This window comes from Pseudomonas sp. LS2P72 (genome assembly GCF_054897865.1).
In genome coordinates, this window is the sequence record NZ_CM142708.1 from 1,334,194 (window position 1) to 1,359,718 (window position 25,525).

24 protein-coding genes are annotated in these 25,525 nt (G+C 59.7%); 8 read left to right on the forward strand and 16 right to left on the reverse strand.

What is annotated here, in order from left to right:
* Positions 1 to 2,607 (reverse strand): leucine--tRNA ligase, encoded by a 2,607-nt coding sequence (gene leuS / locus ACYZUA_RS06110; protein ID WP_461962405.1) that lies wholly within the window; start codon positions 2,605 to 2,607, stop codon positions 1 to 3.
* Positions 2,608 to 2,886: 279 nt separating this feature from the next.
* On the opposite strand from leuS, the gene ACYZUA_RS06115 reads away from it, so the two are divergent.
* Positions 2,887 to 3,207, forward strand: a complete 321-nt coding sequence (locus ACYZUA_RS06115; RefSeq protein ID WP_095130744.1) for a hypothetical protein — start codon at positions 2,887 to 2,889, stop codon at positions 3,205 to 3,207.
* Between the two features lie 108 nt (positions 3,208 to 3,315).
* Positions 3,316 to 4,077: a YdcF family protein gene (locus ACYZUA_RS06120; RefSeq protein WP_461962406.1), complete on the forward strand. Its 762-nt coding sequence runs from the start codon at positions 3,316 to 3,318 to the stop codon at positions 4,075 to 4,077.
* 113 nt (positions 4,078 to 4,190) lie between these two features.
* Here ACYZUA_RS06120 and lnt read toward each other — a convergent pair whose 3' ends face one another.
* The 5 genes from lnt to miaB form a co-directional block, all read right to left on the reverse strand.
* Complete coding sequence (gene lnt / locus ACYZUA_RS06125) at positions 4,191 to 5,714, reverse strand: apolipoprotein N-acyltransferase (RefSeq protein WP_461962407.1); 1,524 nt, start codon at positions 5,712 to 5,714, stop codon at positions 4,191 to 4,193.
* A gap of 8 nt (positions 5,715 to 5,722) precedes the next feature.
* Positions 5,723 to 6,562, reverse strand: coding sequence for an HlyC/CorC family transporter (locus tag ACYZUA_RS06130; protein ID WP_461962408.1), 840 nt, complete (start codon positions 6,560 to 6,562; stop codon positions 5,723 to 5,725).
* Positions 6,563 to 6,567: 5 nt separating this feature from the next.
* Entirely contained in the window at positions 6,568 to 7,062 is a 495-nt protein-coding gene (gene ybeY / locus ACYZUA_RS06135) for an rRNA maturation RNase YbeY (protein ID WP_461962409.1), read from the reverse strand.
* Positions 7,055 to 8,071, reverse strand: coding sequence for a PhoH family protein (locus ACYZUA_RS06140; RefSeq protein WP_461962410.1), 1,017 nt, complete (start codon positions 8,069 to 8,071; stop codon positions 7,055 to 7,057). The genes ybeY and ACYZUA_RS06140 overlap by 8 nt, the downstream gene beginning before the upstream one ends.
* A gap of 187 nt (positions 8,072 to 8,258) precedes the next feature.
* Entirely contained in the window at positions 8,259 to 9,584 is a 1,326-nt protein-coding gene (gene miaB / locus ACYZUA_RS06145; protein ID WP_461962411.1) for a tRNA (N6-isopentenyl adenosine(37)-C2)-methylthiotransferase MiaB, read from the reverse strand.
* 134 nt (positions 9,585 to 9,718) lie between these two features.
* On the opposite strand from miaB, the gene ACYZUA_RS06150 reads away from it, so the two are divergent.
* Positions 9,719 to 10,048, forward strand: coding sequence for a DUF1820 family protein (locus tag ACYZUA_RS06150; RefSeq protein ID WP_007894425.1), 330 nt, complete (start codon positions 9,719 to 9,721; stop codon positions 10,046 to 10,048).
* Between the two features lie 144 nt (positions 10,049 to 10,192).
* On the opposite strand, the gene ACYZUA_RS06155 is transcribed toward ACYZUA_RS06150, so the two are convergent.
* The 4 genes from ACYZUA_RS06155 to ACYZUA_RS06170 form a co-directional block, all read right to left on the reverse strand.
* Entirely contained in the window at positions 10,193 to 10,747 is a 555-nt protein-coding gene (locus ACYZUA_RS06155) for a tetratricopeptide repeat protein (RefSeq protein WP_033054173.1), read from the reverse strand.
* A 224-nt stretch (positions 10,748 to 10,971) separates the two neighbouring features.
* Entirely contained in the window at positions 10,972 to 12,255 is a 1,284-nt protein-coding gene (hemL, locus tag ACYZUA_RS06160) for a glutamate-1-semialdehyde 2,1-aminomutase (protein ID WP_461962412.1), read from the reverse strand.
* An 18-nt stretch (positions 12,256 to 12,273) separates the two neighbouring features.
* The gene (gene thiE, locus ACYZUA_RS06165) at positions 12,274 to 12,897 is read right to left on the reverse strand and encodes a thiamine phosphate synthase (RefSeq protein ID WP_461962413.1); all 624 of its coding nucleotides are present in this window, start codon (positions 12,895 to 12,897) and stop codon (positions 12,274 to 12,276) included.
* Between the two features lie 32 nt (positions 12,898 to 12,929).
* Entirely contained in the window at positions 12,930 to 13,727 is a 798-nt protein-coding gene (locus ACYZUA_RS06170; protein WP_109786339.1) for a hydroxymethylpyrimidine/phosphomethylpyrimidine kinase, read from the reverse strand.
* Between the two features lie 426 nt (positions 13,728 to 14,153).
* Here ACYZUA_RS06170 and ACYZUA_RS06175 point away from each other — a divergent pair, with 426 nt between their 5' ends.
* The 4 genes from ACYZUA_RS06175 to ACYZUA_RS06190 all read left to right on the forward strand — a co-directional run bounded on the left by ACYZUA_RS06175 (position 14,154) and on the right by ACYZUA_RS06190 (position 20,649).
* Complete coding sequence (locus ACYZUA_RS06175) at positions 14,154 to 16,538, forward strand: 7TM diverse intracellular signaling domain-containing protein (protein WP_461962414.1); 2,385 nt, start codon at positions 14,154 to 14,156, stop codon at positions 16,536 to 16,538.
* Positions 16,539 to 16,612: 74 nt separating this feature from the next.
* Entirely contained in the window at positions 16,613 to 18,259 is a 1,647-nt protein-coding gene (locus ACYZUA_RS06180) for an acyl-CoA dehydrogenase family protein (protein ID WP_461962415.1), read from the forward strand.
* A 177-nt stretch (positions 18,260 to 18,436) separates the two neighbouring features.
* On the forward strand, positions 18,437 to 19,936 hold the full coding sequence (gene amn / locus ACYZUA_RS06185) for an AMP nucleosidase (RefSeq protein WP_178082705.1): 1,500 nt from the start codon (positions 18,437 to 18,439) through the stop codon (positions 19,934 to 19,936).
* Between the two features lie 71 nt (positions 19,937 to 20,007).
* On the forward strand, positions 20,008 to 20,649 hold the full coding sequence (locus ACYZUA_RS06190) for a pseudouridine synthase (protein WP_461962416.1): 642 nt from the start codon (positions 20,008 to 20,010) through the stop codon (positions 20,647 to 20,649).
* On the opposite strand, the gene ACYZUA_RS06195 is transcribed toward ACYZUA_RS06190, so the two are convergent.
* The 4 genes from ACYZUA_RS06195 to ACYZUA_RS06210 all read right to left on the reverse strand — a co-directional run bounded on the left by ACYZUA_RS06195 (position 20,644) and on the right by ACYZUA_RS06210 (position 22,747).
* Positions 20,644 to 20,853: a DUF2788 domain-containing protein gene (locus ACYZUA_RS06195; RefSeq protein WP_347805715.1), complete on the reverse strand. Its 210-nt coding sequence runs from the start codon at positions 20,851 to 20,853 to the stop codon at positions 20,644 to 20,646. The two genes, ACYZUA_RS06190 and ACYZUA_RS06195, sit on opposite strands and share 6 nt — an antisense overlap.
* 168 nt (positions 20,854 to 21,021) lie before the next feature.
* Positions 21,022 to 21,855 (reverse strand): IS3 family transposase, encoded by an 834-nt coding sequence (locus ACYZUA_RS06200; RefSeq protein WP_461962417.1) that lies wholly within the window; start codon positions 21,853 to 21,855, stop codon positions 21,022 to 21,024.
* A complete protein-coding gene (locus ACYZUA_RS06205; protein WP_461962418.1) occupies positions 21,852 to 22,148 on the reverse strand; it encodes a transposase in 297 nt (98 codons plus the stop codon). The genes ACYZUA_RS06200 and ACYZUA_RS06205 overlap by 4 nt, the downstream gene beginning before the upstream one ends.
* 119 nt (positions 22,149 to 22,267) lie before the next feature.
* Positions 22,268 to 22,747 carry an Lrp/AsnC family transcriptional regulator gene (locus ACYZUA_RS06210; RefSeq protein WP_007937367.1) on the reverse strand — a complete coding sequence of 160 codons (480 nt, stop codon included), beginning with the start codon at positions 22,745 to 22,747 and terminating at the stop codon, positions 22,268 to 22,270.
* 434 nt (positions 22,748 to 23,181) lie between these two features.
* Between ACYZUA_RS06210 and ACYZUA_RS06215 the strand changes: the two genes are divergently transcribed.
* Positions 23,182 to 24,093 carry a DUF6515 family protein gene (locus ACYZUA_RS06215; RefSeq protein WP_461962419.1) on the forward strand — a complete coding sequence of 304 codons (912 nt, stop codon included), beginning with the start codon at positions 23,182 to 23,184 and terminating at the stop codon, positions 24,091 to 24,093.
* Here the strand turns inward: ACYZUA_RS06215 and ACYZUA_RS06220 are convergent.
* Complete coding sequence (locus ACYZUA_RS06220; RefSeq protein WP_461962420.1) at positions 24,078 to 24,983, reverse strand: cation diffusion facilitator family transporter; 906 nt, start codon at positions 24,981 to 24,983, stop codon at positions 24,078 to 24,080. The two genes, ACYZUA_RS06215 and ACYZUA_RS06220, sit on opposite strands and share 16 nt — an antisense overlap.
* Positions 24,984 to 25,012: 29 nt before the next feature.
* The gene (locus ACYZUA_RS06225; protein ID WP_095130721.1) at positions 25,013 to 25,432 is read right to left on the reverse strand and encodes a polyribonucleotide nucleotidyltransferase; all 420 of its coding nucleotides are present in this window, start codon (positions 25,430 to 25,432) and stop codon (positions 25,013 to 25,015) included.
* Positions 25,433 to 25,525 lie beyond the last annotated feature (93 nt).

The following is a 25,525-nucleotide window of genomic DNA, read 5'->3' on the forward strand; positions in this document are numbered from 1 at the left end:
TTAGCTGGCGACGATATTGACCAGTTTCCCGGGCACTACGATCACTTTACGAATGGTCAGACCGTCGACAAAACGCAGCACGTTCTCGTTGGCCCGTGCGGCGCCTTCGACTTCTTCGCGGCTGGCGCTGGCGGGCATTTCGATGTGGCCGCGCAGCTTGCCGTTGACCTGGATGACCAGTTGCAGGCTGTCTTGCACCAACGCGCTTTCGTCCAGCACCGGCCAAGTGGCGTCGATCACCGGATCAGCGTGACCCAGGCGATGCCACAGCTCGTGGCTGATATGCGGAGTGATGGGTGCCAGCAGCAAGACCACGGTTTCCAGGCCTTCGTGAATCAGTGCGCGATCCTGTTCGGTGCCTTGCGGGGCTTTTTCCAGCACGTTCATCAGCGTCATCACCTGAGCGATGGCGGTGTTGAATTTGTGGTTCTGGCCGACGTCGTGGCTGGCCTGCTTGATGGCCTGGTGGATCGAACGGCGAATGACTTTCTGTTCGTCATTCAGGCTGGCGACGTCCAGTTTGCCCGGCAGGCCCTGAGTGACGTGGGCTTGGGCCAGGCGCCAGACGCGCTTGAGGAAACGGTGCGAACCTTCTACTCCGGAGTCGGACCATTCCGCGCTCATGTCGGGTGGCGAGGCGAACATCATGAACAGGCGGCAGGTGTCTGCGCCGAACTGGTCAATCATCGACTGTGGGTCGACGCCGTTGTTCTTCGACTTGGCCATCTTCTCGGTGCCGCCGATTTCCACCGGCAGGCCGTCTGCGATCAGCTTGGCGCTGATGACTTTGGCTTTGCTGTCGCGTTCGAGTTCGACGTCCGCCGGGTTGAACCACGTATAGGCACCGTTGGCTTCGCGACGATAGTAGGTCTCGGCGATCACCATGCCTTGGGTCAGCAGGTTCTTGAACGGCTCGTTGGAGCTCACCAGGCCTTCGTCGCGCATCAGCTTGTGGAAGAAGCGCGCGTACAGCAGGTGAAGAATGGCGTGTTCGATACCGCCGATGTACTGATCAACCGGCAACCAATGGTCGGCCGCCGATTTTTCCACCAGGCCGCCTTCATAGTGCGGCGAGGCGTAACGGGCGTAGTACCACGAGGACTCGACAAAGGTGTCCATGGTGTCGGTTTCACGCTTGGCCGGTGCGCCGCATTTCGGGCAGCTGCACTCGTAGAACTCGGGCATGCGTGCCAGCGGCGAACCCGCGCCATCCGGTACGACGTCTTCCGGCAATATGACGGGCAACTGATCTTCCGGGACTGGCACATCACCGCAGGTGTTGCAGTGGATGATCGGGATCGGGCAGCCCCAGTAGCGCTGGCGGCTGATGCCCCAGTCGCGCAGGCGGAACTGGGTGCGCGAGGCGCCGAGGTTCTTCTTGATCAGCGCGACTTCGATGGCGTCGAAGGCACCTTCGAAGTCGAGGCCGTCGAACTCGCCGGAATTGATCAGCGTGCCGTGTTCGTTGTAAGCGTCCTGCCACGGAGTTGGCGTTTCGTCGCCGGCGCTGGTGCGCACGACCGACTTGATCGGCAGGTTGTATTGGGTGGCGAACTCGAAATCACGTTCGTCGTGCGCCGGGACGGCCATGACCGCGCCATCGCCGTAGTGCATCAGCACGTAGTTGGCGACCCACACGGGGAGTTTCTCACCGGTCAGCGGATGCTCGACGAACAGCGAAGTGCGCAGGCCTTTTTTCTCTTGGGTGGCGACGTCGGCTTCGGCGACGCTGCCGCCCTTGCATTCAGCGATGAACGCTTGCAGCTCAGGGTTGTTCTGCGCGGCCAGGGTCGCCAGAGGGTGTTCGGCGGCTACGGCAACGTAGGTCGCGCCCATCAGGGTGTCCGGACGGGTGGTGAACACTTTCAGAACACCGGCTTCGCCGATGGACGCGACGTCGTACGGGAACTGCACTTCCATGCCGCGGGATTTGCCGATCCAGTTGCGCTGCATGGTCTTGACCTGTTCAGGCCAGCCAGTCAGTTCGTCGAGGCTCTCCAGCAGCTCATCCGCGTAAGCGGTGATCTTGAAGTAGTACATCGGGATTTCGCGCTTTTCGATCAGCGCGCCGGAACGCCAGCCGCGACCGTCGATCACCTGCTCGTTGGCCAGAACGGTCTGGTCGACCGGGTCCCAGTTGACGGTGCCGCTTTTTTTGTAGATCACGCCTTTTTCGAACAGGCGAGTGAACAGCCATTGTTCCCAGCGGTAGTAATCAGGCTTGCAGGTGGTGACTTCGCGGGACCAGTCCACCGCGAGGCCCAGGCTGCGCAGCTGGGTTTTCATGTAGGCGATGTTTTCGTAGGTCCACTTGGCGGGCGCTACGTTGTTCTTCATCGCGGCGTTTTCCGCCGGCATGCCGAAGGCGTCCCAACCCATGGGTTGCAGGACGTTCTTGCCTTGCATGCGCTGGTAGCGGGAGATCACGTCGCCGATGGTGTAGTTGCGCACGTGCCCCATGTGTAGCTTGCCGCTGGGGTAAGGGAACATCGACAGGCAGTAGAAAGTCTCCTTGCCTGGCTGTTCACTGACTTCAAAGGACTTTTGCTCGTCCCAGAACGACTGGGCGGCGGCTTCGATTTCACGGGGCTGATATTGTTCGTGCATGGCTACTTTTGAACTGAATAGGGGTGGCCTAATCCTCTTCAATGCAACGCTGGACGGTGATCACGCCAAATCGGCGTTTCGGTGCCCAGACGAGCTGGAAGTGGAGTTACAGGAAGCGCCGTAGCATACATGACCGCACTCTACCGAGGGAAACCCTGATTGCTGCTGCGGGTCGCCCAAAAACCGCTGCGAGGGCCGTTGGTCGCAGCATTCAGCCGGTTTGTTCACGGAAGCTAAGCTCTAAATGGGGAGTGAGTCTTATCTTCAATGAGGTGATGGATGGTTGAGTCACGGCAAAAAGTCACAAAACCGGAGCTGTACGAAAGATTGATCGATCGTCTGGGAATGGCCCTGGACGCAGCCAAAACCGCTGACCGGTTACGCGATGAGCGACCGCTGGAACTGGAATTGCGTGGCTTGAGCCCCGCAGAGTTTGCACTGGTCAAGGCGTATCTCGATCGCAGTGAACGTGAGACACACGGATGCTTGTCAGAAGCAGTGAAGCAACTCGACGCACCACGTTCGGCCAAGATCATCTGGCTCAAGGACAAGGTTCCCGGCAGGGACGCAGTAAAGGTCCGGTCTTTGCAATTCAAGTAAGGACACTGGAAGCAATGTCTGATGTATTTGTGAAGCATAGCCCTTTCGTATTTGTTGTCGCATTGCGTCAACCCACTTAGGCTTCGGGCATCTTTTTGGAGATGCTCGATGCCTTTTCGATATTTCGTTAAACAACTCCTGTTGCCGCCCGGCATTCTGTTGCTGCTGTTGGTGCTTGCCTGGTGGTTGCGTCGCTCAAGACCGCGCCTTGCCGGGTTGTGCTTTGCGTTGGGCGTGGGTGGCTTCTGGCTGATGAGCCTGCCGGTGGTGGTGCAGTGGGGCGCCAAGGCGCTGGAGCGTGAAGCGCCGCTGGCTCGCGATGAATGGGCGACATTGGCTCAGCACGCTGACGCGATTGTAGTGCTGGGCGCAGGGCGTGAACGTGGCGATCTGGCCTGGGGCGATGACCAGCCGACGGGTGTGGCGCTGCAGCGCGAGCGTTATGCGGCGCGGCTGGCCAAGGCATCGGGCTTGCCGGTCCTGACCAGTGGCGGCCTGCATTACGGCACGCCGCCGACTGAAGCCAGGTTGATGGCCGACTCGTTGCAAGATGATTTCGGCGTGACCGTGCGTTGGCAGGAAGGGCGCAGCCGCACGACCTGGGAGAACGCGCAGTTCAGCGCCGAGGTGTTGTTGCCGCAAGGGATCAAGCGCGTGGTGATCGTCACTCAGGCCTGGCACATGCCACGAGCAGTCTGGAGTTTCGAAAAGGCAGGTTTTGAAGTGGTGCCCGCGCCGATGGGGTTTTTAGGCGTGGACAACGCCCGGCCACTGGGCGGCTGGATGCCGGAATTCAAGTCGATCTGGCAGAGCGGGCAGTTGTTGAATGAGGCGGTAGGGCAGATCGGGTATTCGATGTTTTACCGCTGAAGATCAAAAGATCGCAGCCTCGTTTCACTCGACAGCTCCTACAGGGGATTGCGTACTCTGTAGGAGCTGTCGAGTGAAACGAGGCTGCGATCTTTTTGCAGGCGCCGCGATACCTAAACGGTCTTGGCCATCCGGCTTGCGATCAGTGCCCAGCCAAACAACAGCACGCAAACAATGATCAGCGGCCACGAACGCCATTCAAGATAAGGCGTCAGGTTGTGCATGGGCACCACTTCACCGTACAGAATGCCGCGTTCGAACTGCGGAATCTGCACGGTGATCTGCCCGAACGGGTTGATCAAACCGGTCACGCCGTTGTTGGTGGCGCGGATCATCCAGCGACCGGCCTCCAGTGCGCGCATCTGCGCCATTTGCAAGTGTTGCAGCGGGCCGATGGACGTACCAAACCAGGTGTCGTTGCTGATGGTCAGCAGCAGATCGCTACGCGCCGCAAGGCTGGCGGCGAATTCCGGGTAAACCACTTCGTAGCAGATGAACGGCGCAATCTGATAACCCTTGGCCTGCAGCATCGGCTGATCGGCCGGGCCGCGGGCAAAGTCCGACATCGGCAGGTCGAAGAAAGCGATCAACCCCCGCAACACTTCCTGCAACGGAACATATTCGCCAAACGGCACCAGCTTCTGTTTGAGGTAGGTGCCATCGCCTTCGCCCACGACGGTGATGCCGTTGTAGAAACGCTTCTGGTGATGGACTTCCTCGCGAATCGGTACGCCGGTAATCAGCGCGGACTTACGCTCTGCAGCGAAGCTTCCCATCATGTTCAGGTAGCCCTCGGCGGACTCCTTGAGTACCGGGATGGCCGTCTCCGGCCAGATCAGCAAGTCGACCGGTTTCGAGCTGAAACTCATGTCGCGGTACAGCGCCAACTGCGCGTTGAGCTGCGCCGGGTCCCACTTCATGCTCTGTTCGATGTTGCCCTGAATCGCCGCGACACTTAGCGGAGCACCCGACGGGGTTGTCCAGGCGTGTTCCTTGAGCGCCATGCCGGCGACCCAAGGGCCGACCAGCAGCAACACACCCGCGGCGATGAAACCTTTGCGGCCCGTGCGCATCAGACGCATAGCGTTATAGATCAGCGCGGCCGTCAGGGCCAGGGTGAAGGAAATCAGCCACATTCCGCCGACTGGCGCGAGCCCGGCCAATGGGCCGTCGAGCTGGCTGTAGCCGGAATAAAGCCAGGGGAAACCGGTCAGGAACCAGCCGCGAAAGGCTTCCTGGCCAACCCACAACGCCGCGAACGCCAGGGCGTCGGCCAACGGTGCTTCGTTACGGCGCAGCCAGCGCGCCCAGATCCAGGCGGGCAGGGCGAAGAACCAGGCGATCGCCGCCGTGAAGATCAGCATCAGGAAACCGGCCAATAGCACCGAAGCGCCGCCGAAGTGGTGAATGCTGTAGTAGATCCAACTGGTGCCAGCGCCAAACAGGCCGAAACCGAAACACCAGCCACGGCCCAGGGCCTGACGTGGGTTCAGTTCGCGTAAGCCGGCATAGAAGAAACCGACCGCCAGCAACGCCAACGGCCAGATATCGAACGGCGCCAGGGCCAGGGTAGTGATTGCACCGGCCACCACGGCCAGCAGGTTACCGGGCCAGCCGGGGCGGGTTACGCGGAGCATGTCAATCCTTAACGGGCAATGGGTGTCAGGCGCAGCAGGTGAATCCGACGGCTGTCGGCGTTCAGGATGCGGAAGCGATAGGCGCCGATTTCGGTGATTTCGTTGCGTTTCGGCAGGTGCCCGAACGCGCTCATCACCAGACCGCCGACGGTATCGAATTCGTCATCGGAGAATTGGCTGTCGAAGAACTCGTTGAAGTTCTCGATCGGCGTCAGGGCCTTGATCAGGAAATCACCGCTGGGCAGCGGCTTGATGTAGCTGTCTTCTTCGACGTCATGCTCGTCTTCGATGTCGCCGACGATTTGTTCCAGCACGTCTTCGATGGTCACCAGACCCGCCACGCCGCCGTATTCGTCAATGACGATGGCCATGTGGTTGTGGTTGGCGCGAAACTCGCGCAGCAGCACATTCAGACGCTTGGACTCGGGCACGAAAGTGGCCGGGCGCAGCAAGTCCTTGATGTTGAAGCTGTCGCCGTTCTCCTTGAGGATCAACGGCAGCAAGTCCTTGGCCAGCAACACGCCCATCACGTCATCGTGGCTTTCGCCGATCACCGGGTAGCGGGAGTGGGCCGAGTCGACCACGGCTGGCAGGAACTCGCGGGGTGTCTGGGTCGCCTTGATGCTGATCATCTGCGAGCGCGGGACCATGATGTCCCGTACTTGCAGGTCAGCAACCTGGATGGCGCCTTCGACGATGGCCAGCGCTTCGCTGTCCAGCAACTTGTTTTGGTGTGCATCGCGCAGCAGCTCCAGCAGCTCCTGGCGGTTCTTCGGCTCGTGGGCAAAAGCCTGGGTGAGCTTACCCAGCCATGACTTTTGCCCGTTGCTCGATCGATCTTCGCTCATAGCGATTACTCTGAATCCTTTGTTGTAACGATAGGGGATGTGTCTGTGTCGTCGTCCGCATACGGGTCGGGATAGCCCAACTCTGCAAGCAACGTTCGTTCCAGTGCTTCCATTTCTTCGGCTTCGTCATCATCTATATGGTCGTAACCCAACAGATGCAAGCAGCCGTGAATGACCAGATGAGCCCAATGGGCCTTGAGTGCCTTGCCTTGTTCAGCGGCTTCGCGCTCGACCACCGCCACGCAAATCACCAGATCACCCAGTAGCGGGATATCCAGGAATTCGTCGGGAACGTCTGCGGGGAACGACAGAACGTTAGTGGCGTAGTCCTTTTGCCGCCAGGTGTGATTGAGCTCACGACCTTCGGTTTCATCGACCAGGCGAATGGTCATCTCGGAGTCAGCCGTGCGCTGACGCAGCGCCAGTTCGCACCATTGGCGGAACTCGGCTTCGCTTGGGGCAGGCGCGTCGGTAGCCAGTTGCAGATCAAGCTCAAGCATCGTGGCGGTTGTCCTTGGACGAGAGCTTCGCCGGTTCGTCGGCTACACGATTCTCGAAGCGCTCGTAGGCTTCGACGATGCGCTGCACCAATGGATGGCGCACGACGTCTTTGGGCATGAAATGGGTGAAGCTGATGCCCGGTACGTCCTTGAGCACTTCGATCACATGGTGCAGCCCGGACTTGGTGCCTTTCGGCAGGTCGACCTGGGTGATGTCACCGGTGATGACTGCGGTAGAGCCAAAGCCGATCCGGGTCAGGAACATCTTCATCTGCTCGACGGTGGTGTTCTGGCTTTCGTCGAGGATGATGAAGCTGTTGTTCAAGGTGCGACCGCGCATGTAGGCCAATGGCGCAACTTCGATCACCTGACGCTCGATCAGCTTGGCGACGTGTTCGAAGCCGAGCATTTCGTAGAGTGCGTCGTAGAGCGGGCGCAGGTACGGGTCGATCTTCTGCGACAGGTCGCCGGGCAGGAAGCCAAGCTTTTCGCCCGCTTCAACCGCCGGGCGCACCAGCAGGATGCGACGAATCTGTTCGCGTTCCAGCGCGTCTACCGCACAGGCAACGGCCAGATAAGTCTTGCCGGTACCGGCCGGGCCAATGCCGAAGTTGATGTCGTTACCGAGGATTTCCTTCACATAGCGCAACTGATTCAAGCCGCGAGGGCGAATCATGCCTTTTTTGGTGCGCAGGGCGACGGAAGGTTCGGAGGGGGAGACGTTGTCCAGCTCTTCGATGGCCGATTCCTGCAGGAACAGGTGAACCATGTCCGGCGACAGCTCGGTACCCTTGGTTTCCCGGTACAGACGGCGCAGGAGCTTTTCCGCGGAGGTGGTGTGTTTAGGCTCGCCGATCAGTTCGAACTGGTTTCCGCGGTTGCGGATCTCGATGGTCAGGCGCTGTTCGATCAAGCGCAGATGCTCGTCGAATTGCCCGCACAGATTGGCGAAGCGGCGAGCTTCAAAAGGCTCGAGGATAAAACGATGTGGTTCTATGGGTGCGTTCAAGGTCGTATTTAGCCGCCCTGGGGCAATTAAGATGAAATCAAGGATAACGCCAGTGGCCTGGGTGCGAAAGGTCTTAAATAACCCAACGTCGAACACCGGACCTGTAGGAGCAAAGCTTGCTCGCGAAGAACGATAACGCGATCCGTCAGACAGATAGCGGCGCGACCTTCGCGAGCGAGCATCGCTCCTACAACAACGAGCCCCGCAGCGAGTGCGGCTGAGCGGCGTCGATGTGCACATCGGCGAACTGACCAATCAACGTCGGGTTGTCGCAGCGGAAGTTGACGATGCGGTTATTCTCGGTTCGGCCCTGCAGCTCGCCGGGGTCCTTTTTGGAATAATCAGTTACCAAAATCCGTTGGATCGAACCGACCATTTGTCGGCTGATCTCGAAACCTTGCTGGTTCAGGCGATGTTGCAGGGCGGTCAGGCGTTCTTTTTTCAGCGCTTCCGGCGTTTCGTCGGCCAGATCGGCAGCCGGAGTACCCGGGCGCTGGCTATAAACGAACGAGTAGGAGAAATCGAAACCAACGTCTTCGATCAGCTTCATTGTCTGTTCGAAGTCTTTTTCGGTCTCGCCCGGGAAGCCAACGATGAAGTCCGAACTGATGCAGATCCCCGGTACAGCGGCGCGCAGCTTGCGCAATTTGGATTTGTATTCCAGCGCGGTGTGGTTGCGCTTCATCGCCGAGAGGATCCGGTCCGAGCCCGATTGCACCGGCAAGTGCAGGTGTTTGACCAGTTCCGGCACGTCGGCGTGGGCCTGGATAAGGCTGTCGGAGAACTCCAGCGGGTGTGAGGTGGTGTAGCGGATGCGGTCGATACCATCGACGGCGGCGACGACGCGGATCAGTTCGGCCAGGTCAGCCAGACGACCGTCATGCGTGATGCCGCGATAGCCGTTGACGTTCTGCCCCAGCAGGGTCACTTCACGCACGCCGTTTTCAGCCAGGTGGATGATCTCGGCGATCACGTCATCGAAAGGTCGGCTGACTTCTTCACCACGGGTGTAAGGCACCACGCAGAACGTGCAGTACTTGCTGCAGCCTTCCATGACCGACACGTAGGCGCTTGGGCCATCGACGCGCGGCTCGGGCAAGTGGTCGAACTTTTCGATTTCCGGGAACGAAACGTCGACTTGCGGCAGCTTGGTAGCGCGCGCGGCGTCGATCATCTCCGGCAGGCGGTGCAGAGTTTGCGGGCCGAAGACCACGTCCACGTAAGGGGCGCGATCACGAATTGCAGCGCCTTCCTGGCTGGCCACGCAACCGCCAACGGCGATCACCATGTCCGGGTTAGCCAGTTTCAGTTCGCGCCAGCGCCCGAGCTGCGAATACACCCGGTCCTGGGCGCGTTCGCGGATCGAGCAGGTATTGAGCAGGATCACGTCGGCATCTTCAGCGCGAGCAGTGACTTCCAGGGCCTGATGTTCGCCCAGCAGATCGACCATGCGCGAGCTGTCGTACTCGTTCATCTGGCAACCGTGGGTTTCGATGTAAAGCTTCTTGGCCATGGAAAGAGTCATCACGTGATTCAAAGAACCGCGCATTATAGGGAACATGACCCAAGGTTCCTACCGCTGTGCGTCCGGTGGCTATGCTATAGTTCGCGCCCTCATTTTTATCCCCGATGTGTTGCTCGCCCACCATGACCAAACGTGAAGCTCCAATCTACAAGGTGATTTTCCTCAACCAGGGCCAGGTGTACGAAATGTATGCCAAGCAGATCTATCAAAGTGATCTGTGGGGCTTCCTGGAAGTGGAAGAGTTCGTCTTTGGCGAGCGCACGCAAGTGGTCGTCGATCCGAGCGAAGAGAAGCTCAAGGCTCAGTTCGAAGGCGTTGTGCGCAGCTTTGTGCCAATGCATTCGATCGTGCGGATCGACGAGGTCGAGCGCCTCGGCACGCCGAAAATCAGCGAAGCCCGCGGCGCGGTCGGCAATGTCATGCCGTTTCCGATGCCGATGCCTGAGAAGTAAGCCGCGGAACCGAGTTGCCCCCATCGCGAGCAGGCTCGCTCCCACAGTTAATCTCTGGCGTTTACATATCTTGTATTCACAGAAGATCGAATAGATGTGGGAGCGAGCCTGCTCGCGATGGGGCCAGTCAGATCGAAACAGAAATCAGGGCAGTGGTGAGAACGGCGTACGCCCATCGGCGCTCTGCAATTCCATCAGATATTTTCGGAAGATTTGCCCCAGTACCTGGGTAGCCACTTCAAGTTCTTCGCGGGGCATTTTCTCGGCGACTTCGTCGGCGGTGTCCAATGCTTCTTCAGCGCCATTGACCGCAGCCATTTTCAGCACGATATATGCCTGAACGTTATTGGCCGGTACGCCTTCGCCGTGGAAGAACATGGAGCCGAGTTTGAATTGCGCCTGAGCATGGCCTTGCAACGAGGCCTTTTCGAAGTAGCCCAGGGCTTTTTTGAGGTCGCGCGGCGTATTTTTGCCGTCGTAGTAGAACTCGCCCAACTCGTATTGCGCTTGCGCATCCCCTTCATCCGACGCTTTCTGGCAGGCCGCAAGAGCCTGTGCCAGGTCTTGCGGCTGAGTATTGAGGGTGCAGCGACCCATCGCTGGAATTAACAACGAGTTGCCGCCTGCTTGTGCGAGCGCGAGCAGGGGCTGAAGGAGCAACAGGCAGCCCAATGCAAGGGCGCGGCCGGTGCGGTTCATGGGAATCGACTTACCTCTGAAGGGCGCGCGGACCCGTCGAGGGATCCAATAAGCGCGCATTATGAAATAAGCAGGGCCAACCTTACAAAGTCTTTACTCGTTTTTCTGCTGCGCGGGGAATATATCGCCCGATTTGCTGGGGATTTTGAGCAGAAGCGTAGGAATAAGGGCGCGAATGCAGGTGAAAGCTGACGCTGGCAACCGCCAACGTCAGCGGCACAGCGTTATTTCAATGCAGCAAATGCGCGCTCAGCGGCATCCAGCGTCAGGTTCAGCTCGGTTTCACCGTGGGCGATCGAGGTGAAGCCTGCTTCGAAGGCGCTCGGCGCCAGGTACACGCCGCCTTCGAGCATCAAGTGGAAGAAGCGCCCGAACAGGGCGGCGTCGCTGGCCATCACGTCATCGAAGGTCACGATGTCGTCGGCGCCGCTGAAGTACAGGCCGAACATGCCGCCGGCCTGTGTGGTCACGAACGGAATACCCGCCGCATCGGCGCGTAGCTGCAGACCATCGAGCAGGCGGCTGGTGTAGTCAGTCAACTCGGCGTGGAAACCCGGGCGGCTGATCAGGCGCAGGGTCGTCAGGCCAGCAGCCATGGCCAACGGGTTACCCGACAAGGTGCCCGCCTGATAGACCGGGCCCAATGGTGCGATGTGCGACATGATTTCACGCTTGCCGCCGAAACAGCCCACCGGCATGCCGCCGCCGATGATTTTGCCGAAGGTGGTCAGGTCGGGTTTCACGCCGTAGTGGGCTTGTGCGCCGCCAAGGGCGACACGGAAACCGGTCATTACTTCGTCGAAAATCAGTACCACGCCATGCTTGTCGCACAGGGTGCGCAGGCCTTCGAGGAAACCTGGTGCCGGCGGTACGCAATTCATGTTGCCGGCCACTGGCTCGACAATGATGCACGCCACGTCCTGGCCGACTTCGGCGAGCATGGTTTCGACGGCGTCGATGTCGTTGAACGGCAGGGTCAGGGTGTGTTTGGCGAAGGCCGCCGGCACACCGGCCGAGCTCGGCACGCCTTGAGTCAGGGCGCCGGAGCCGGCCTTGACCAGCAGGCTGTCGGAGTGACCGTGGTAGCAGCCTTCGAACTTGATGATGCTGTCTCGGCCGGTGAAACCACGGGCCAGACGGATAGCACTCATGGTCGCTTCGGTGCCGGAGCTGACCATGCGCACCATTTCCATCGACGGCACGATCGAGCAGACCAGGTCCGCCATCTGGGTTTCCATCTCGGTCGGCGCGCCGTAGGACAGTCCGTGCTCAAGCTGTTTGCGCACGGCGTCCAGCACGTCGGGGTGGCTGTGGCCGAGAATCATCGGTCCCCAGGAACCGACGTAATCCACATAACGCTTGTTGTCTTCGTCGGTGACGTAGGCGCCTTCCGCGTGTTTGAAGAACAATGGCGTGCCGCCAACGCTTTTGAATGCGCGAACAGGCGAGTTCACGCCACCGGGAATGTGTTTTTGGGCATTGGCAAACAGCGTTTCGGAACGAGACATGATCGGGCTCTCAAAAAATCAGGATTTGAACAATTCGTTAAAGGCGCGGGCGCGGCGTGTCACTTCAGCCGTGCTCTCGGCGCCAAACAGGCCATGCACCACCGCCAGCAGATCGACCCCGTGGGCCACCAGTGGCGCGGCGTTTTCCAGGGTGATGCCGCCAATCGCGCAGATCGGCAGGTGCAGTTTGCTGCGGGCCTGGTCGAGCAATTCGAGGCTGCAAGTCGGTGCGCCGGGTTTGGTGTTGGAGTTGAAGAAACGACCGAAGGCGACGTAACTGGCGCCTTCCTTCGCTGCTTGCTCGGCGAGTTCGAGTTGCGCGTGGCAGGTCGAGCCGATGATGGCCTGGCGACCGAGCAGCGCACGGGCCGGGGTCAGCGGGCCATCGGTCTGGCCCAGGTGCACGCCGACGTTCAGGCGTGCGGCGAGTTCGGCATCGTCGTTGATGATCAACGGGGTCTTGTAGCGTTCGCACAGATCGCGCAAGGCTTCGGCCTCGCGTAGGCGGCGGGCTTCGTCGCTGCTCTTGTCGCGGTATTGCAGCAGGGTGACGCCGCCTTCCAGCGCCGCCTCCACGTACGAAAGAAATTTACCTGCCAGCAGTTGGCTATCTGTAATGGCGTACAGGCCACGTAGCTTCATCGGGCAATCCTTTTTGCTTTACGCATGGACAGTTACGAACAGAAATCCAGCGGCAGGCGGCGTGGCACGAACTGGCCTTTGCCCAACTGCTCCGCATCACGCAGGGTGCGCCACGTGTAGTTAAGCGCGGTCTGCACGGCGCTGGCGAGATTTTCACCGAGGGCCAGACGACCGGCCAGCGCACTGGCCAGCGTGCAACCGGAGCCGTGATAACTGCCGGGCAAGCGCTGGCAGGTGAAGGTTTCGCGGTGACCGTCGCGGCTGTACAGGCGATTGTGGATTTCGTGTTCATCGCCATGCCCGCCAGTGATCAGCAGGTGTTTGACGAATGGCAGGAGTTTTTCAGCGCACTCGTCCGCGGTGCCTTCGGGCAGTTCGGCGAGGATGCGGGCTTCGGGAAGGTTAGGTGTGGCGATGATCGACAGAGGCAACAGGCGCTCGCGCATGGCGTAGCCGACTTCGTCCTTGCCCAGTCGTCCGCCGCCGCCGGCGCGCAGCACCGGGTCGCAGACCACCGGCAAATGCGGGTGCGCCTGGAGCAGTTCGACGACAGTGTCGACCATTTCCAGGGACCCGAGCATGCCCAGTTTCACCGCGGCGACTTCGGAGTCGTTGAGCACGGCATTGGCCTGGGCCAACACCCACTCACGGTCGAGGACGCGGAAGTCAGTGACGTTGACCGTGTCTTGCACGGTCAGGGCAGTGACGGCCGGGGCCGCATGACAACCCTGAGCGAGCAGGGCTTCGATATCTGCCTGCAAGCCGGCGCCACCACTTGGGTCGTGGCCGGAGAGACAGAGGACAACGGGGCGAGAGCTGTAGATATTCATGGTGCGCGAGCTTACCACCAAACATCTTTTTTCGGATGCCCCCCCCAATTCATAAGGCGGTCATGTAGCAGCTGCCGAAGGCTGCGTTCGGCTGCGTAGCAGTCGTGAAGTCAGTCGCTGCGGTGTATCAGGCAGACCGCGTGTTCAGGTTTTACGACTGCTTCGCAGCCGAACGCAGGCTTCGCCAGCTGCTACAGGGAATAGGGCGTTGTCACAAACTGACCGGCGAAACAGCTCTAGCCCAATGCATTGAGCTGGAACGCCCGTGCTAGAGCCTTTGTAGGAAAAATTTCAATAGTGTTCAATGGCCATCAACGGCTATGCTAGAGTGGATCCAAACCAATAACAGGTAATGCCGGTTTTACGTCTACTCAAAAGGAATGAGGGGCTTCCTGAGATAACCGGACAGGCCACGCTGGGGCTTAAATGCGCTATTTGCTGATGTTGCTGTTGTGCTTGCCCCTCATGGCGAGTGCCGTCGAATTCGACGAATTCACTCAAAGCCTTCCCTTGGGCCGAACCCTGCAAGTGTTCGAAGACGCGGGCGGTCAGGCGACCATCGCCGATGTCCGTGCACAAGCCGCGGCCGGAAACTTCAAGCCCCACGACAAAGCCACCCTCAACGCCGGTTACTCGCGTTCAGTGTTCTGGTTGAAAATCGACCTGCATTACCGCCCGAACAACCCCGCGGTGCAGCACACCTGGTTGCTGGAACTGGCCTATCCACCCCTCGATCACATTGACCTCTATTTGCCCGATGCGGGCGGTGGCTATCAACTGGCACGTCAGACCGGTGATGCCTTGCCGTTCGACAGCCGCGAGATCCGCCAGAACAACTACCTGTTCGATCTGAACTTCACCCCTGATCAAGCGCAAACCCTGTACCTGCGCCTGCAAAGTGAAGGGTCGATCCAGGCGCCGGTCACGCTCTGGTCGAGCACTGCCTACCTGGAAGAACAACCGATCCGACTGTATGTGCTGGGGCTGATCTACGGCGTATTGCTGGGAATGTTGGTGTACAACCTGTTCATCTATCTCAGCGTGCGCGATACCAGCTACCTCTATTACATCTTCTATATCGCCTCGTTCGGCTTGTATCAGCTGTCAGTGAACGGCGCGGCCGTGGAGTATTTCTGGCCGAACAATCCTTGGTGGGCCAACGCCGCGACGCCGTTTTTCATCGGTTGCTCAGGCCTGTTCGGCAGCCAGTTCGCGCGCAGCTTCTTGCAGACGGCAACCCACAGTCGTTGGCTCGACCGCTTGCTGTTGGCGTTGATCGCGTTTAGCGCAGTGGTGGTCGGGTTGTCGTTGATGACCAGTTACGCCCTGGCCCTGCGCCTGGCGACGGCGCTGGCACTGACCTTCACCGTAGTGATTTTTGCCGCAGGGATTTTTGCCTGGCTGCGTGGCCTGCGAGTGGCGCGTTATTTCATCATTGCCTGGTCGGCGTTTTTACTCGGCGGCATCGTCAACACCCTGATGGTGCTGGGTTACCTGCCAAACGTGTTCCTGACCATGTATTCGAGCCAGATCGGCTCGGCGATTGAAGTCGCGCTGCTGTCCCTGGCGCTGGCCGATCGCATTAACGCCATGCGCGAGCAACAGGCACAGACCCTGTTTGATGCCGGTCAAACACTTGAAGTGCTGAACCAGCAACTGGCTCACAGTAACAAGCTCAAGGACGAATTCCTCGCCACCCTGACCCACGAACTGCGCACGCCCATGAACGGTGTGATCGGCTCGTTGGAGCTGATGCAGACCGTCGAGATGGACCCGGAGCTGGAGCAATATCAGCAAACGGCCGCCGGTTCCGCACGAGACATGATGCGCATGGTCAACGGCATCCTCACCCTGACCGAGTTGCAGGCCGGCAAGCTCAAGCCCTATCCCGCCGTTTTCAGTTTGCGCGGCGTGGTCGAGGCTTTGCGCCTGCAGTTCGAGGGCAACGCGTCGAGCAAGTCGTTGGACTTCAACGTCGAGATCACGTCGGGTCTGCCGGATCGCTTGCACGGCGACAGCGCCAAGTTGGCGCAATGCCTGGAATGCCTGCTGGATAACGCGATCAAGTTCACGCGGATCGGCGGACTGGCGCTGCGGGTGACGGGCAAACCCGTTGCACCCGATCGACTGGCGCTGTCCTTTGCGGTGATCGACACCGGCATCGGCTTCACCGATCTGGGGGAGGCGACACTGTATCAGCGGTTCTTCCAGCTCGACGGCTCGATGACCCGTGAATACGGCGGTCTGGGCGTCGGCCTGGCGATCTGTCGGCAGCTCGTCGAACTGCTCGGTGGAAAACTGACCCACCGCTCCGAGCCTGGTCGTGGCAGCCGCTTCCAGCTCGATGTCGAGTTTGAACTGCCCGTAGTAGAACGGCCGTCAGTGCCCTTGATGACCCGGGAATTTCCTCGCCTGCGACTGCCTCAGGACTGCGCGGTATTGCTGGTCGATGACAACAGCATCAATCAGTTGGTGATGCGCGGCATGCTGCTCAAGCTGGGCTTCCGGGTGCGCACCGCCGACAACGGGGCTGGCGCGCTCGATCACTTGCAGCGCGAAACCTTCGATGCGGTATTGCTCGATTGCCAGCTTCCATCTCTGGGTGGCGCGTCCCTCTGTTGCCAGATCCGCGCGTTGCCGGGCTGCGCCGAACTGCCGGTATTCGTGATTGCCTTGAGCATTGATCGGGAACGCTGCCCAACCGGCGCCTTGATCGATTACCTGAGCAAACCGGTGAAATTCGAGGACCTGCAGGCAGCGCTCTATCGCCGGGTGTTATGTCCAAAGCAAGGCGAAAGCGCCGACAGTTAGGCAGATATGACACTTTGTTCAGCCGGGGGGCGGTGCTTAACTGAAGTCCCTTGGCTAACCAAAGGAGCCCCGTCATGAACCTGCATCAGTTCGCCGAAACCCACGAAGTCACCAACCAGCCACCGTCGCTGGACGGCGCCAACCTGTATCGCATCGACCTGCCGTTGCAGGAGTGGTCGCGGCGTTTTGGGGCCGGCTGGGCCGAGTCGCGGATCGACGCTTACGGCGCACTGGCCGGCGGGCCGCTGATGGAAGCGGGATTTCTGGCCAATCAGAACAAGCCGGTTTTCAGCAGTCATGATCGTTACGGCCATCGCATCGACCTGGTGGAGTTTCACCCGGCGTATCACGAGTTGATGCGCACGGCGGTCGAGCACGGTTTGACTTCGTTGCCCTGGGCGCACCCGCAGTCCGGCGCCCACGTCGCCCGCGCCGCCATGACCTACCTGCACAGCCAGGCCGAAGCCGGTAGTGGTTGCCCGCTGACCATGACCTTCGCCAGCGTCCCGGCGATGCGCCTGCAACCGGACCTGGCCGAGCAGTGGCTGCCGAAAATCCTCTCTACCGAATACGATCCGCGCAACGTCGGCATGGCCCACAAGGCCGGGGTCACCATCGGCATGGCGATGACCGAGAAACAGGGCGGCACCGACGTGCGGGCCAACACCACCAAGGCTTTTCCGGTCGGCGCCAGTGGTCCGGGCCAGGCGTATGAGCTGGTGGGCCACAAATGGTTTTGTTCGGCACCGATGTGCGATGCCTTCCTCACCCTGGCCCAGACTGACAAGGGGTTGACCTGTTTCCTGCTGCCGCGCCATCGCCCGGACGACACGCGCAATCAGTTCTACATACAGCGTCTGAAGAACAAACTCGGCAATTGCTCCAACGCATCCAGCGAAGTGGAGTTCCGTGGTGCGCTGGCATGGATGGTTGGCGAAGAGGGCCGGGGCGTTCCGACCATCATCGAAATGGTCGCCATGACCCGCTTCGATTGCATGGTCGGTTCCAGTTCGCTGATGCGCCAGGCCTTGACCCAGGCCAGCCATCACTGCGCTCACCGCAAGGTCGGCGGCAAGTTGCTCAGCGAACAACCTTTGATGCAGAACGTACTGGCCGACCTGGCCCTGGAAAGCGAAGCCGCCCTGGCCTTGAGCCTGCGCATGGGCCGGGCGCTGGATCATCTGGATGATGAGCATGAAGCCAAATTCGCTCGGCTGGTCACGGCGGTGGGCAAGTACTGGATCTGCAAACGCGCGCCCGGAATGATCAACGAAGCTGCCGAATGCATGGGTGGCGCCGGTTATGTCGAAGACAGCATCCTGCCGCGGTTGTACCGTGAGGCACCGGTCAATTCGACGTGGGAAGGTTCCGGCAACGTGCAATGCCTTGACGTGCTGCGAGCGTTGTCCAAGGAGCCGGGTGTGCTCGACGTACTGTTCAGCGAACTGGGTGATGGTCATGGCGACAAACGCCTGGCCGCACACATCACTCAATTGCAGACAGCGTTCAAGGACACCAGCGACATTCAGTACCGCGCCCGCCAGCTCACCGAAGACATCGCCTTGGGCCTTCAGGCCAAACTGTTGCTGGAAGCGGGCAACGGCGCTGTCAGTGATGCCTTCATCGCCAGCCGCCTGGGTTCGGCCGGTCGGGTGTATGGCGCGTTGCCACGTGGGCTGGATTTGGAAGCGATTGTCGCCCGCTCAACCCCGTTTGTGTGAACAACACCGTATCCCTGTGGGAGCGAGCCTGCTCGCGAAAGCGATTTAACATTCGACATTGATGTCGGCTGACAGTCCGCTATCGCGAGCAGGCTCGCTCCCACATTGGATCTGGGGTGTGCAGAGTAGTTGTGCATCAGCACGCCACTGTTCCCGTTAGACGACGATGCAGGCAAGATGAAGGCCTGCAAGTCAGAACACAGGATGCTGATCGTGACCGAAGCTTTTATTGTCGTTCAAACCGCCGAGCAAGCCGTGGACCGGCTTGCGCTCTTGCACAACCGTGCAACCACCGCGCTGAACCAGGCGCTCAAGCGTTACCTCAAGGATCGAGTCGAACCGGACGCCGAACAGCGTGCGATGTTTCGTTATCCCGAGCTGCGTCTGACCTACCTTTGCCAGGGCGAAGTCCCACAGACCACGCGCGCCTATGCCAAGGTTCAATTGCCGGGGACCTACAGCGTCACCGTCACCCATCCCGCCGCCTTCCGTAAATACCTGCTGGAACAGTTGGTGCCGTTGATGCACGACTTCACCGTGACGGTGGAAGTCGGTATCAGCCAGCAAAACATTCCTTATCCGTACGTGGTTGAGCAGGGCGATGAACTGGCCGGCTCCGGCGTCACCGCAGCGACGCTGGCGCGGGTGTTCCCGAGTACCGACCTGTCGGCCGCGACCGATGGCATCGCCGACGGTTTGTACGATTGGGAAAATACCGACCCGCTGCCGCTGGCCCTGTTCGACGCCGCCCGGGTGGATTTCTCCCTGCGCCGTCTGGTGCATTACACCGGCAGCGACTGGCGTCATGTGCAACCGTGGATTCTGCTGACCAACTACCACCGCTACGTTGACCAGTTCATCGTCCATGGCCTGGAACAGTTGCGCAGCGATCCGCGTTTCGTGCGCATGGTCTTGCCGGGCAACGTGATCATCGAAAAGAGCATGGACCACGGCGAAGCCTCGGCGATTGCCGCCGGTGTGGTTTGGCACCGCTATCAGATGCCGGCCTATCACCTGATCGCCACCGACGGCCATGGCGTGACCCTGGTGAACATCGGCGTCGGCCCGTCCAACGCCAAGAACATCACTGACCACCTGGCGGTGCTGCGTCCGCATTGCTGGCTGATGATCGGCCACTGTGGCGGTTTGCGTCAGTCGCAGACGATTGGCGATTACGTGCTGGCGCACGCTTACATGCGCCGCGACGGGATTCTCGATCGGGTCGTGCCGCCGAATATTCCGATTCCGGCCCTGGCCGAAGTGCAGATGGCGTTGCAGCAAGCGGCGGCCAATATCACTGGCGAGAAGGGCGACGAGCTGAAAAAACGCCTGCGCACCGGCACCGTGCTGACCTACGACGACCGTAACTGGGAATTGCGCTGGGCTCAGGAGCGTCCGCTGATCAACCTGTCTCGCGCCGTGGCGGTGGACATGGAAAGCGGCACCATCGCGGCGCAAGGTTATCGCTTGCGGGTCCCGTACGGCACATTGCTCTGTGTCTCGGACAAACCGTTGCACAGCGAAATCAAATTGCCGGGTTCGGCCAACGCCTTTTATGAGCGTGCGGTCAGCCAGCATTTGAAGATCGGCATCGAGGCGGTGGATCTGTTGCGCACCGAACTCAACTCGCTGCACTCGCGCAAACTGCGCAGCTTCGACGAGCCGCCGTTCCGCTGATTGTTCTCATGGTCATTTAGCGGTCAGGGCACTAGCATTAGCAGCCCTGACCGTTAGATGTTCCTTTTCCCATGTCTCGTCCTCAACGTCCCGTTTCCCGCCACCCTGGCGTGAAGCCTGCGCCATCGTCCTCAGCCCCGCGCCGTGTCGCCAAAGCGCCGCCGGCCGAGCCGAAGCTGATTCTGTTCAACAAACCGTTCGATGTGCTGACGCAATTCAGCGACGGAGAAGGGCGGGCGACGCTCAAGGACTACATCGAGATCCCCGGGATTTACCCGGCAGGACGGCTGGATCGCGACAGCGAAGGTTTACTGCTGCTGACCAATGACGGTCAGCTTCAGGCGCGGATCGCCGACCCGAAACACAAACTGGCGAAGACCTATTGGGTGCAGGTGGAAGGCGAGCCGAGCGCCCAGCAATTGCAACGTCTGCGCGATGGCGTGGAGCTGAACGATGGCATGACGCTACCGGCTGAAGCGCGGCAGCTTGAAGAACCTGAACTGTGGCCTCGCAACCCGCCGGTGCGCTTTCGCAAAAGTGTGCCGACCAGTTGGCTGGAGCTGGTGATTCGTGAAGGGCGCAACCGTCAGGTGCGGCGCATGACTGCAGCGGTCGGCTTGCCGACGTTGCGTCTGGTGCGGGTCAAAATCGGCGACTGGTCGATCGAAGGGCTCGATCAGGGCCAGTGGAAGGAAGTGCCGGCGCGTTTATAACGTGCCGGATTCGATCAGGCCGATGACCACACTTTTGATCACGAACGCGCCCACGCCGAGGCCCAGCACAAAGAACAGAATGAAAGAGCCGAAGCGTCCGGCCTTGGATTTCTTCGCCAGATCCCAGACGATGAAACCCATGAAAATGATCAGAATGCTGACCAGTCCGGTCATCATCCACTCTTCGAATACTGCAGGATCCATCGAACATCTCCAGCGCGAGCGGGGCTAAAAGGCGCTGGAGTATACGGCATGGGGGATTGGCGAAGTATTGACCTGCGGCAGCGTGTCGCAGCTATTCGTCGCCTGTGCCGGCCCCTTCGCGGGCAAGCCTGTAGTGGTTCAGTTTTTTTAAACCATCGCGTAGGAGTATTAAGCCGCCTGTTGCTCGAACAGCGCAGGCGGCAAGTGGTTCGAGGCGGAGTGGCAACGGCGATGGTTGTAATGCGAGATGAATTCCATCACATCCTTCTCCGCTTCGAAATGATTCTGGTAGCCGTTTTCCGGCATCCAATCGTGCTTCAACGTCCTGAAATAGCGCTCCACTACCGCATTATCCCAGCAGTTGCCTCGACGGCTCATACTCTGAACGATCCGGGTTTCTGCCAAACAGGCAACAAATCGATCAGCGGTGTACTGACAGCCTTGGTCTGAGTGAAATAGCAGCTCAGGCATCGGGCGCCGTATAGACACTGCCAACCTCAGTGCTTTTACAGACAGCTCAGCATCGGCCGTTCGTGAGCACGCCCAACCCACAATCCTGCGTGAAAACAGATCCATCACTACCGCCAGGTAAAGCCAGCTATTGCCAACTCTGATGTAGGTAATATCGCCTGCCCAAAGCGTATCTGGCCGGCTTGGATTAAAGCGACGATCAAGTATGTTCGGGGCTACGATCGCCGGCTTCGTGGCGCGGCGATAGTGGGCATAACGTGGCCTGCGTCGGTGCAGGCCAAAGGCATTGATCAAGGTACGCATTCGATAGCGGCCAATGAACCCCCCCTCTTTTCTTAGCTCTTTGCAAAGCCCACGAGTACCTAACGCCTCACGATGTTCTTTATGCAATGCACGAAGTTTGCGTCTCAGCCAACGCAGGCCAGGCTTCAGACGCTTGGATTTTCGCTTTATGTAATAACTGCTTCGGGCAATGCCAAGCACAGCGCACATGCGCCGAATCGACATTGCACCTTTAACGCCATCAATCATTTGGTTCGAGAGAACAGAACCTTTAGATGAGAGGGCAATTGCTTTTTTAGGACTTGGTTCTCGGCTTCAAGTAGCGTCAGTTTTGCCTGTAGCGACTCGATCAGCTCCTGATCCTGCAGTCGTGGAGGCTGCGCTATTCCGTCCTGCTCCCGACGCCAACGTAAAACCCAGCGACGCAGGGCTGTAGGGCCTACCCCAGTAGCTTCACAGGCTTTAGGTACGGAGTAATGCATCTCCACAACCAAGCGAATGGCTTCTGCTTTTTCCTCTGACGTTACAACCCGATAACCCATGATGCTTCCTTAGATCGACGCTCCTACATCATGGTCTAAAAACATTCGACCACAACAGCCTCGCTCCTACAGAGTTTGTGCAAGACCTGTAGGAGCGAGGCTTGCCCGCGAAGGCGTCCTCAGCTACGCAGATGAGTCAGCGGCAACTCGGTACTGTTGAGCACCTGATTCAACACAAAACTCGACCGCACGCTCGTCACCCCTTCAATCCGGGTGAGGTGTCCCAGCAGCAATTTTTGGTAATGGTCCATGTCCGGCACGACGACTTTAAGCTGATAGTCCGCATCCATCCCGGTCACCAAACTGCATTCCAGCACCTGCGGCAACGTACGAATCGCCGCTTCGAAGTTCTCGAAGCGCTCCGGTGTATGCCGGTCCATGCCGATCAACACGTAAGCCGTCAGGCTCAGGCCGAGCATCTTGCGGTCCAGCAGGGCCACCTGCCGGGAGATGTAACCATCATCTTCCAGCTGCTTGACCCGCCGCGAGCATGGCGAAGGCGACAGGCCGATGCGTTCGGCCAGCTCCTGGTTGGAGATGCGCGCGTCACGCTGCAATTCCGCCAAAATGCTCAGGTCGTATCGGTCGAGTTTGCTCATCAATCAGGCCTTTGTCATAACTATTGCGGTGGATTATCTATCCAGGGTTAAAAATTGCGCAAGTGATGTTTATTTGAGCAATCTTCGCAATCCTCTGCCGGCGCCGCGAGCCTATTCTTATCACCAGAATCACTGCTCGGACAAACAGTCCAGTGCGGCTCGCCCAATCAGGCCAGCTGCGGTCGCCACCCCCACCGGGGATGTGCCGGCCCCCGAGCTACACACTGTCCAGAAGACGGCGTGAGGTGAGCCGACGTCATAAGCGTCGAGCACGGACGAAGTTCTCAAAGGGAGGCCGACGGGTCTCCCTTTTCTTTTGCGTGCAATTTGACGACGGCGCTCAATAAATAAGTTTCGCGACTGATAACCTGTTGCAGAACCGGCCTGTGCTTTCCAGTCTTACGTACAGGCCCTGACCCGCAGTGAGGAAAAGCATGAAGTCGCGCATCTGGCGTTTGGCCGGTGTTGGTTTGTTGTGTATCAGTGTCACTGCGCAATCGCTGGCCGATGAACCGCAAAACCGTGGCCCCGATGGCGGGCAACGCGGCTCGGATGGCCACCAGGGAAACAATCAGGGTCAAGGCGACAACAACCAGCCGCGGCCGCTGCACGACTACAACAATCCGGTTCAACCACCGCCACCGGCCAATGATCTGCCGATTCAGGGCCGGCCCGACACCGTGCGCCAGACCCAGCAGCCGCAGCGTGGTTACTATCAGGACGTGCCGCGGCGCTACGATAACAACCCGCAATGGCAGAACAACGGTCCGCGTCCCGATGACCATCGCTGGGCCGGTCGCCCGGATGGGCATGGCAATGGCTGGGGCCCCGGCCCGCAGTACCGTCCCGGTCATGTGATTGATCGCTTCCCCGACCGTGATTACCGTGTGCCATACCGTGGTCAGGATTACTTCTACTCCGGCGGCTACTGGTATCGCCCACAAGGCCCGCGTTATGTGGTGGTGAAGCCGCCACGCGGGATTCGCGTCAGCTACTTGCCCGATTACGCGCGTGAAGTGTGGATCGACGGTGCGCTGTTGTTCCTGGCGGCCGGTTCTTACTACGCCTATCAGGAAAGCACTCAGGATTACGTCGTGCTCGAGCCGCCCGTGCAACCGCAGCCGCAACCGGTCAGCAATGGTTATGACGTGGTGGCGTATCCGGCCAACGGTCAGTCGCCAGAACAGGTCAACCAGGACGGTTACGAGTGCTATCAATACGCGGTGCAGCAGAGCGGCTTAGATCCACGAACGGCCACCTACCAGCCAGACCCGTCGGTGGTTCAAGTCTACCGACAGGCCCAGGGCAACTGCCTGAGCTGTCGCGGCTATCAGGTTTCTTTCTGAGCCCTGCTTGCCAGCACCACTTCCTGCGGGTCGGCGTGCACCAGCACTTCGGCTCGTGGATAAGCCGCGTGAATCGCATCGGCGGCTTGGTCGCTGATGCCGTGAGCGACTGACAGGGTCAAATCCCCCGGCAATTCCAGGTGCAACTGCACGAACCACAGGTTGCCGGAAACCCGAGTACGCAGGTCATGCGCGCCCAATACTCCCGGTACGCTGCAGGCCAGTTCGAGCATGTGCTGGCTGACGTCCGATGGCAGTTCCTCATCCATCAGCACGGTAAAACTTTCGCGGCCGATCTGAATCGCGCTCCAGAGAATGTAGGCGGCAATCCCCAATCCGAACCAAGGGTCGACCTGATGCCAACCGAACCCGGCGAGCACCAGCGCCACCAGAATGCTGCCGTTGAGCAGCATGTCCGAACGGTAATGCAGGGAGTCGGCGCGCACCGCGCTGGAGCCGGTCGCCTTGACCACCCGATGTTGCAACATCAGCAGTGCCAAGGTCAGCGCCAGGGAAAACACAATCACCCCGATGCTGATCCACGGCGCCCCCACCGGTTCCGGGTGTTTCAGTCGATCAATCGCCTGTAAAGCAATCAGCACCGCACTGCCGCCAATGAACAACGCCTGAGCCATGCCTGCCAGCGATTCGGCCTTACCGTGCCCGTAACGGTGATCATCGTCGGCCGGGCGCAAGGCGTAATGCACCGCGAGCAGGTTGAGCAGCGAGGTGACGCCGTCGAGGGCCGAGTCGGTCAGCCCGGCGAGCATGCTCACCGAACCGCTCAACCACCAGGCGATGGCTTTGGCGACGATCAGCGTGCACGCCACCGCCACCGAGGCACGGGTCGCCAGCCGCAGCAGGCGGGCGTGTTCGGAGCTGGAAATCATAAGTGCGACTATTCCTTCAAGTGCACGGTTTATGCGGCAGGTTGCAGGCCTAACATGGCCAATTGCTGGGCGCTGCCCTTGTGCTGGATCAGGCGCGGGTCATCCAGCGGGAAGCTGCGGCCCAGTTCGGTTTCGAGAATAGTCTGCAACTTGTGGTTATCGACCTTGCCGTCGGCGCCGATGGCTTCCTTGAGTTTTTCCGGGGCCACCTGTGCGGTCTCGCCGGGCGCGTAGTAAATGGCGCCGGTGGCGAAGTCCACGGCAAACGCGATCAGTCCGGGAATGATGTAGAACAGCAGACCCACGGCATCCAGCGCGGCGATGGCCGGGTCGATCTTGCCGTCAATCTGACCGCGACGGTCAGGGTAGAAAATCGATCCGCAAGCGGTCACCTGGGTCAGCAACGTCGCGACCAATACACCGCCAATCAAGCGAAAGGGAACACGCATATGAAATCTCCTGAGTCATCTGGAAAACGAAGCGTCGTCGATATGAATTAGGACAGCAACGAGCGACAAGCAGTTCGCCGTTATACTCGGCCC

Excerpts from the sequence above, each read along its gene's own strand:
- miaB (WP_461962411.1), bottom strand. The coding sequence starts at position 9,584 with ATGGCCAAGAAGCTTTACATCGAAACCCACGGTTGCCAGATGAACGAG.
- ACYZUA_RS06210 (WP_007937367.1), bottom strand. The coding sequence starts at position 22,747 with ATGAGCAAACTCGACCGATACGACCTGAGCATTTTGGCGGAATTGCAG.
- leuS (WP_461962405.1), bottom strand. The coding sequence starts at position 2,607 with ATGCACGAACAATATCAGCCCCGTGAAATCGAAGCCGCCGCCCAGTCG.
- ACYZUA_RS06190 (WP_461962416.1), top strand. The coding sequence starts at position 20,008 with ATGTCTCGTCCTCAACGTCCCGTTTCCCGCCACCCTGGCGTGAAGCCT.
- amn (WP_178082705.1), top strand. The coding sequence starts at position 18,437 with ATGAAGGCCTGCAAGTCAGAACACAGGATGCTGATCGTGACCGAAGCT.
- ACYZUA_RS06120 (WP_461962406.1), top strand. The coding sequence starts at position 3,316 with ATGCCTTTTCGATATTTCGTTAAACAACTCCTGTTGCCGCCCGGCATT.
- ACYZUA_RS06195 (WP_347805715.1), bottom strand. The coding sequence starts at position 20,853 with ATGGATCCTGCAGTATTCGAAGAGTGGATGATGACCGGACTGGTCAGC.
- ACYZUA_RS06200 (WP_461962417.1), bottom strand. The coding sequence starts at position 21,855 with ATGATTGATGGCGTTAAAGGTGCAATGTCGATTCGGCGCATGTGCGCT.
- ACYZUA_RS06115 (WP_095130744.1), top strand. The coding sequence starts at position 2,887 with ATGGTTGAGTCACGGCAAAAAGTCACAAAACCGGAGCTGTACGAAAGA.
- ACYZUA_RS06180 (WP_461962415.1), top strand. The coding sequence starts at position 16,613 with ATGAACCTGCATCAGTTCGCCGAAACCCACGAAGTCACCAACCAGCCA.
- ACYZUA_RS06205 (WP_461962418.1), bottom strand. The coding sequence starts at position 22,148 with ATGGGTTATCGGGTTGTAACGTCAGAGGAAAAAGCAGAAGCCATTCGC.
- ACYZUA_RS06225 (WP_095130721.1), bottom strand. The coding sequence starts at position 25,432 with ATGCGTGTTCCCTTTCGCTTGATTGGCGGTGTATTGGTCGCGACGTTG.
- ACYZUA_RS06130 (WP_461962408.1), bottom strand. The coding sequence starts at position 6,562 with ATGAGCGAAGATCGATCGAGCAACGGGCAAAAGTCATGGCTGGGTAAG.
- lnt (WP_461962407.1), bottom strand. The coding sequence starts at position 5,714 with ATGCTCCGCGTAACCCGCCCCGGCTGGCCCGGTAACCTGCTGGCCGTG.
- ACYZUA_RS06150 (WP_007894425.1), top strand. The coding sequence starts at position 9,719 with ATGACCAAACGTGAAGCTCCAATCTACAAGGTGATTTTCCTCAACCAG.
- ACYZUA_RS06175 (WP_461962414.1), top strand. The coding sequence starts at position 14,154 with ATGCGCTATTTGCTGATGTTGCTGTTGTGCTTGCCCCTCATGGCGAGT.
- ybeY (WP_461962409.1), bottom strand. The coding sequence starts at position 7,062 with ATGCTTGAGCTTGATCTGCAACTGGCTACCGACGCGCCTGCCCCAAGC.
- ACYZUA_RS06155 (WP_033054173.1), bottom strand. The coding sequence starts at position 10,747 with ATGAACCGCACCGGCCGCGCCCTTGCATTGGGCTGCCTGTTGCTCCTT.
- ACYZUA_RS06170 (WP_109786339.1), bottom strand. The coding sequence starts at position 13,727 with ATGAATATCTACAGCTCTCGCCCCGTTGTCCTCTGTCTCTCCGGCCAC.
- thiE (WP_461962413.1), bottom strand. The coding sequence starts at position 12,897 with ATGAAGCTACGTGGCCTGTACGCCATTACAGATAGCCAACTGCTGGCA.
- hemL (WP_461962412.1), bottom strand. The coding sequence starts at position 12,255 with ATGTCTCGTTCCGAAACGCTGTTTGCCAATGCCCAAAAACACATTCCC.
- ACYZUA_RS06215 (WP_461962419.1), top strand. The coding sequence starts at position 23,182 with ATGAAGTCGCGCATCTGGCGTTTGGCCGGTGTTGGTTTGTTGTGTATC.
- ACYZUA_RS06220 (WP_461962420.1), bottom strand. The coding sequence starts at position 24,983 with ATGATTTCCAGCTCCGAACACGCCCGCCTGCTGCGGCTGGCGACCCGT.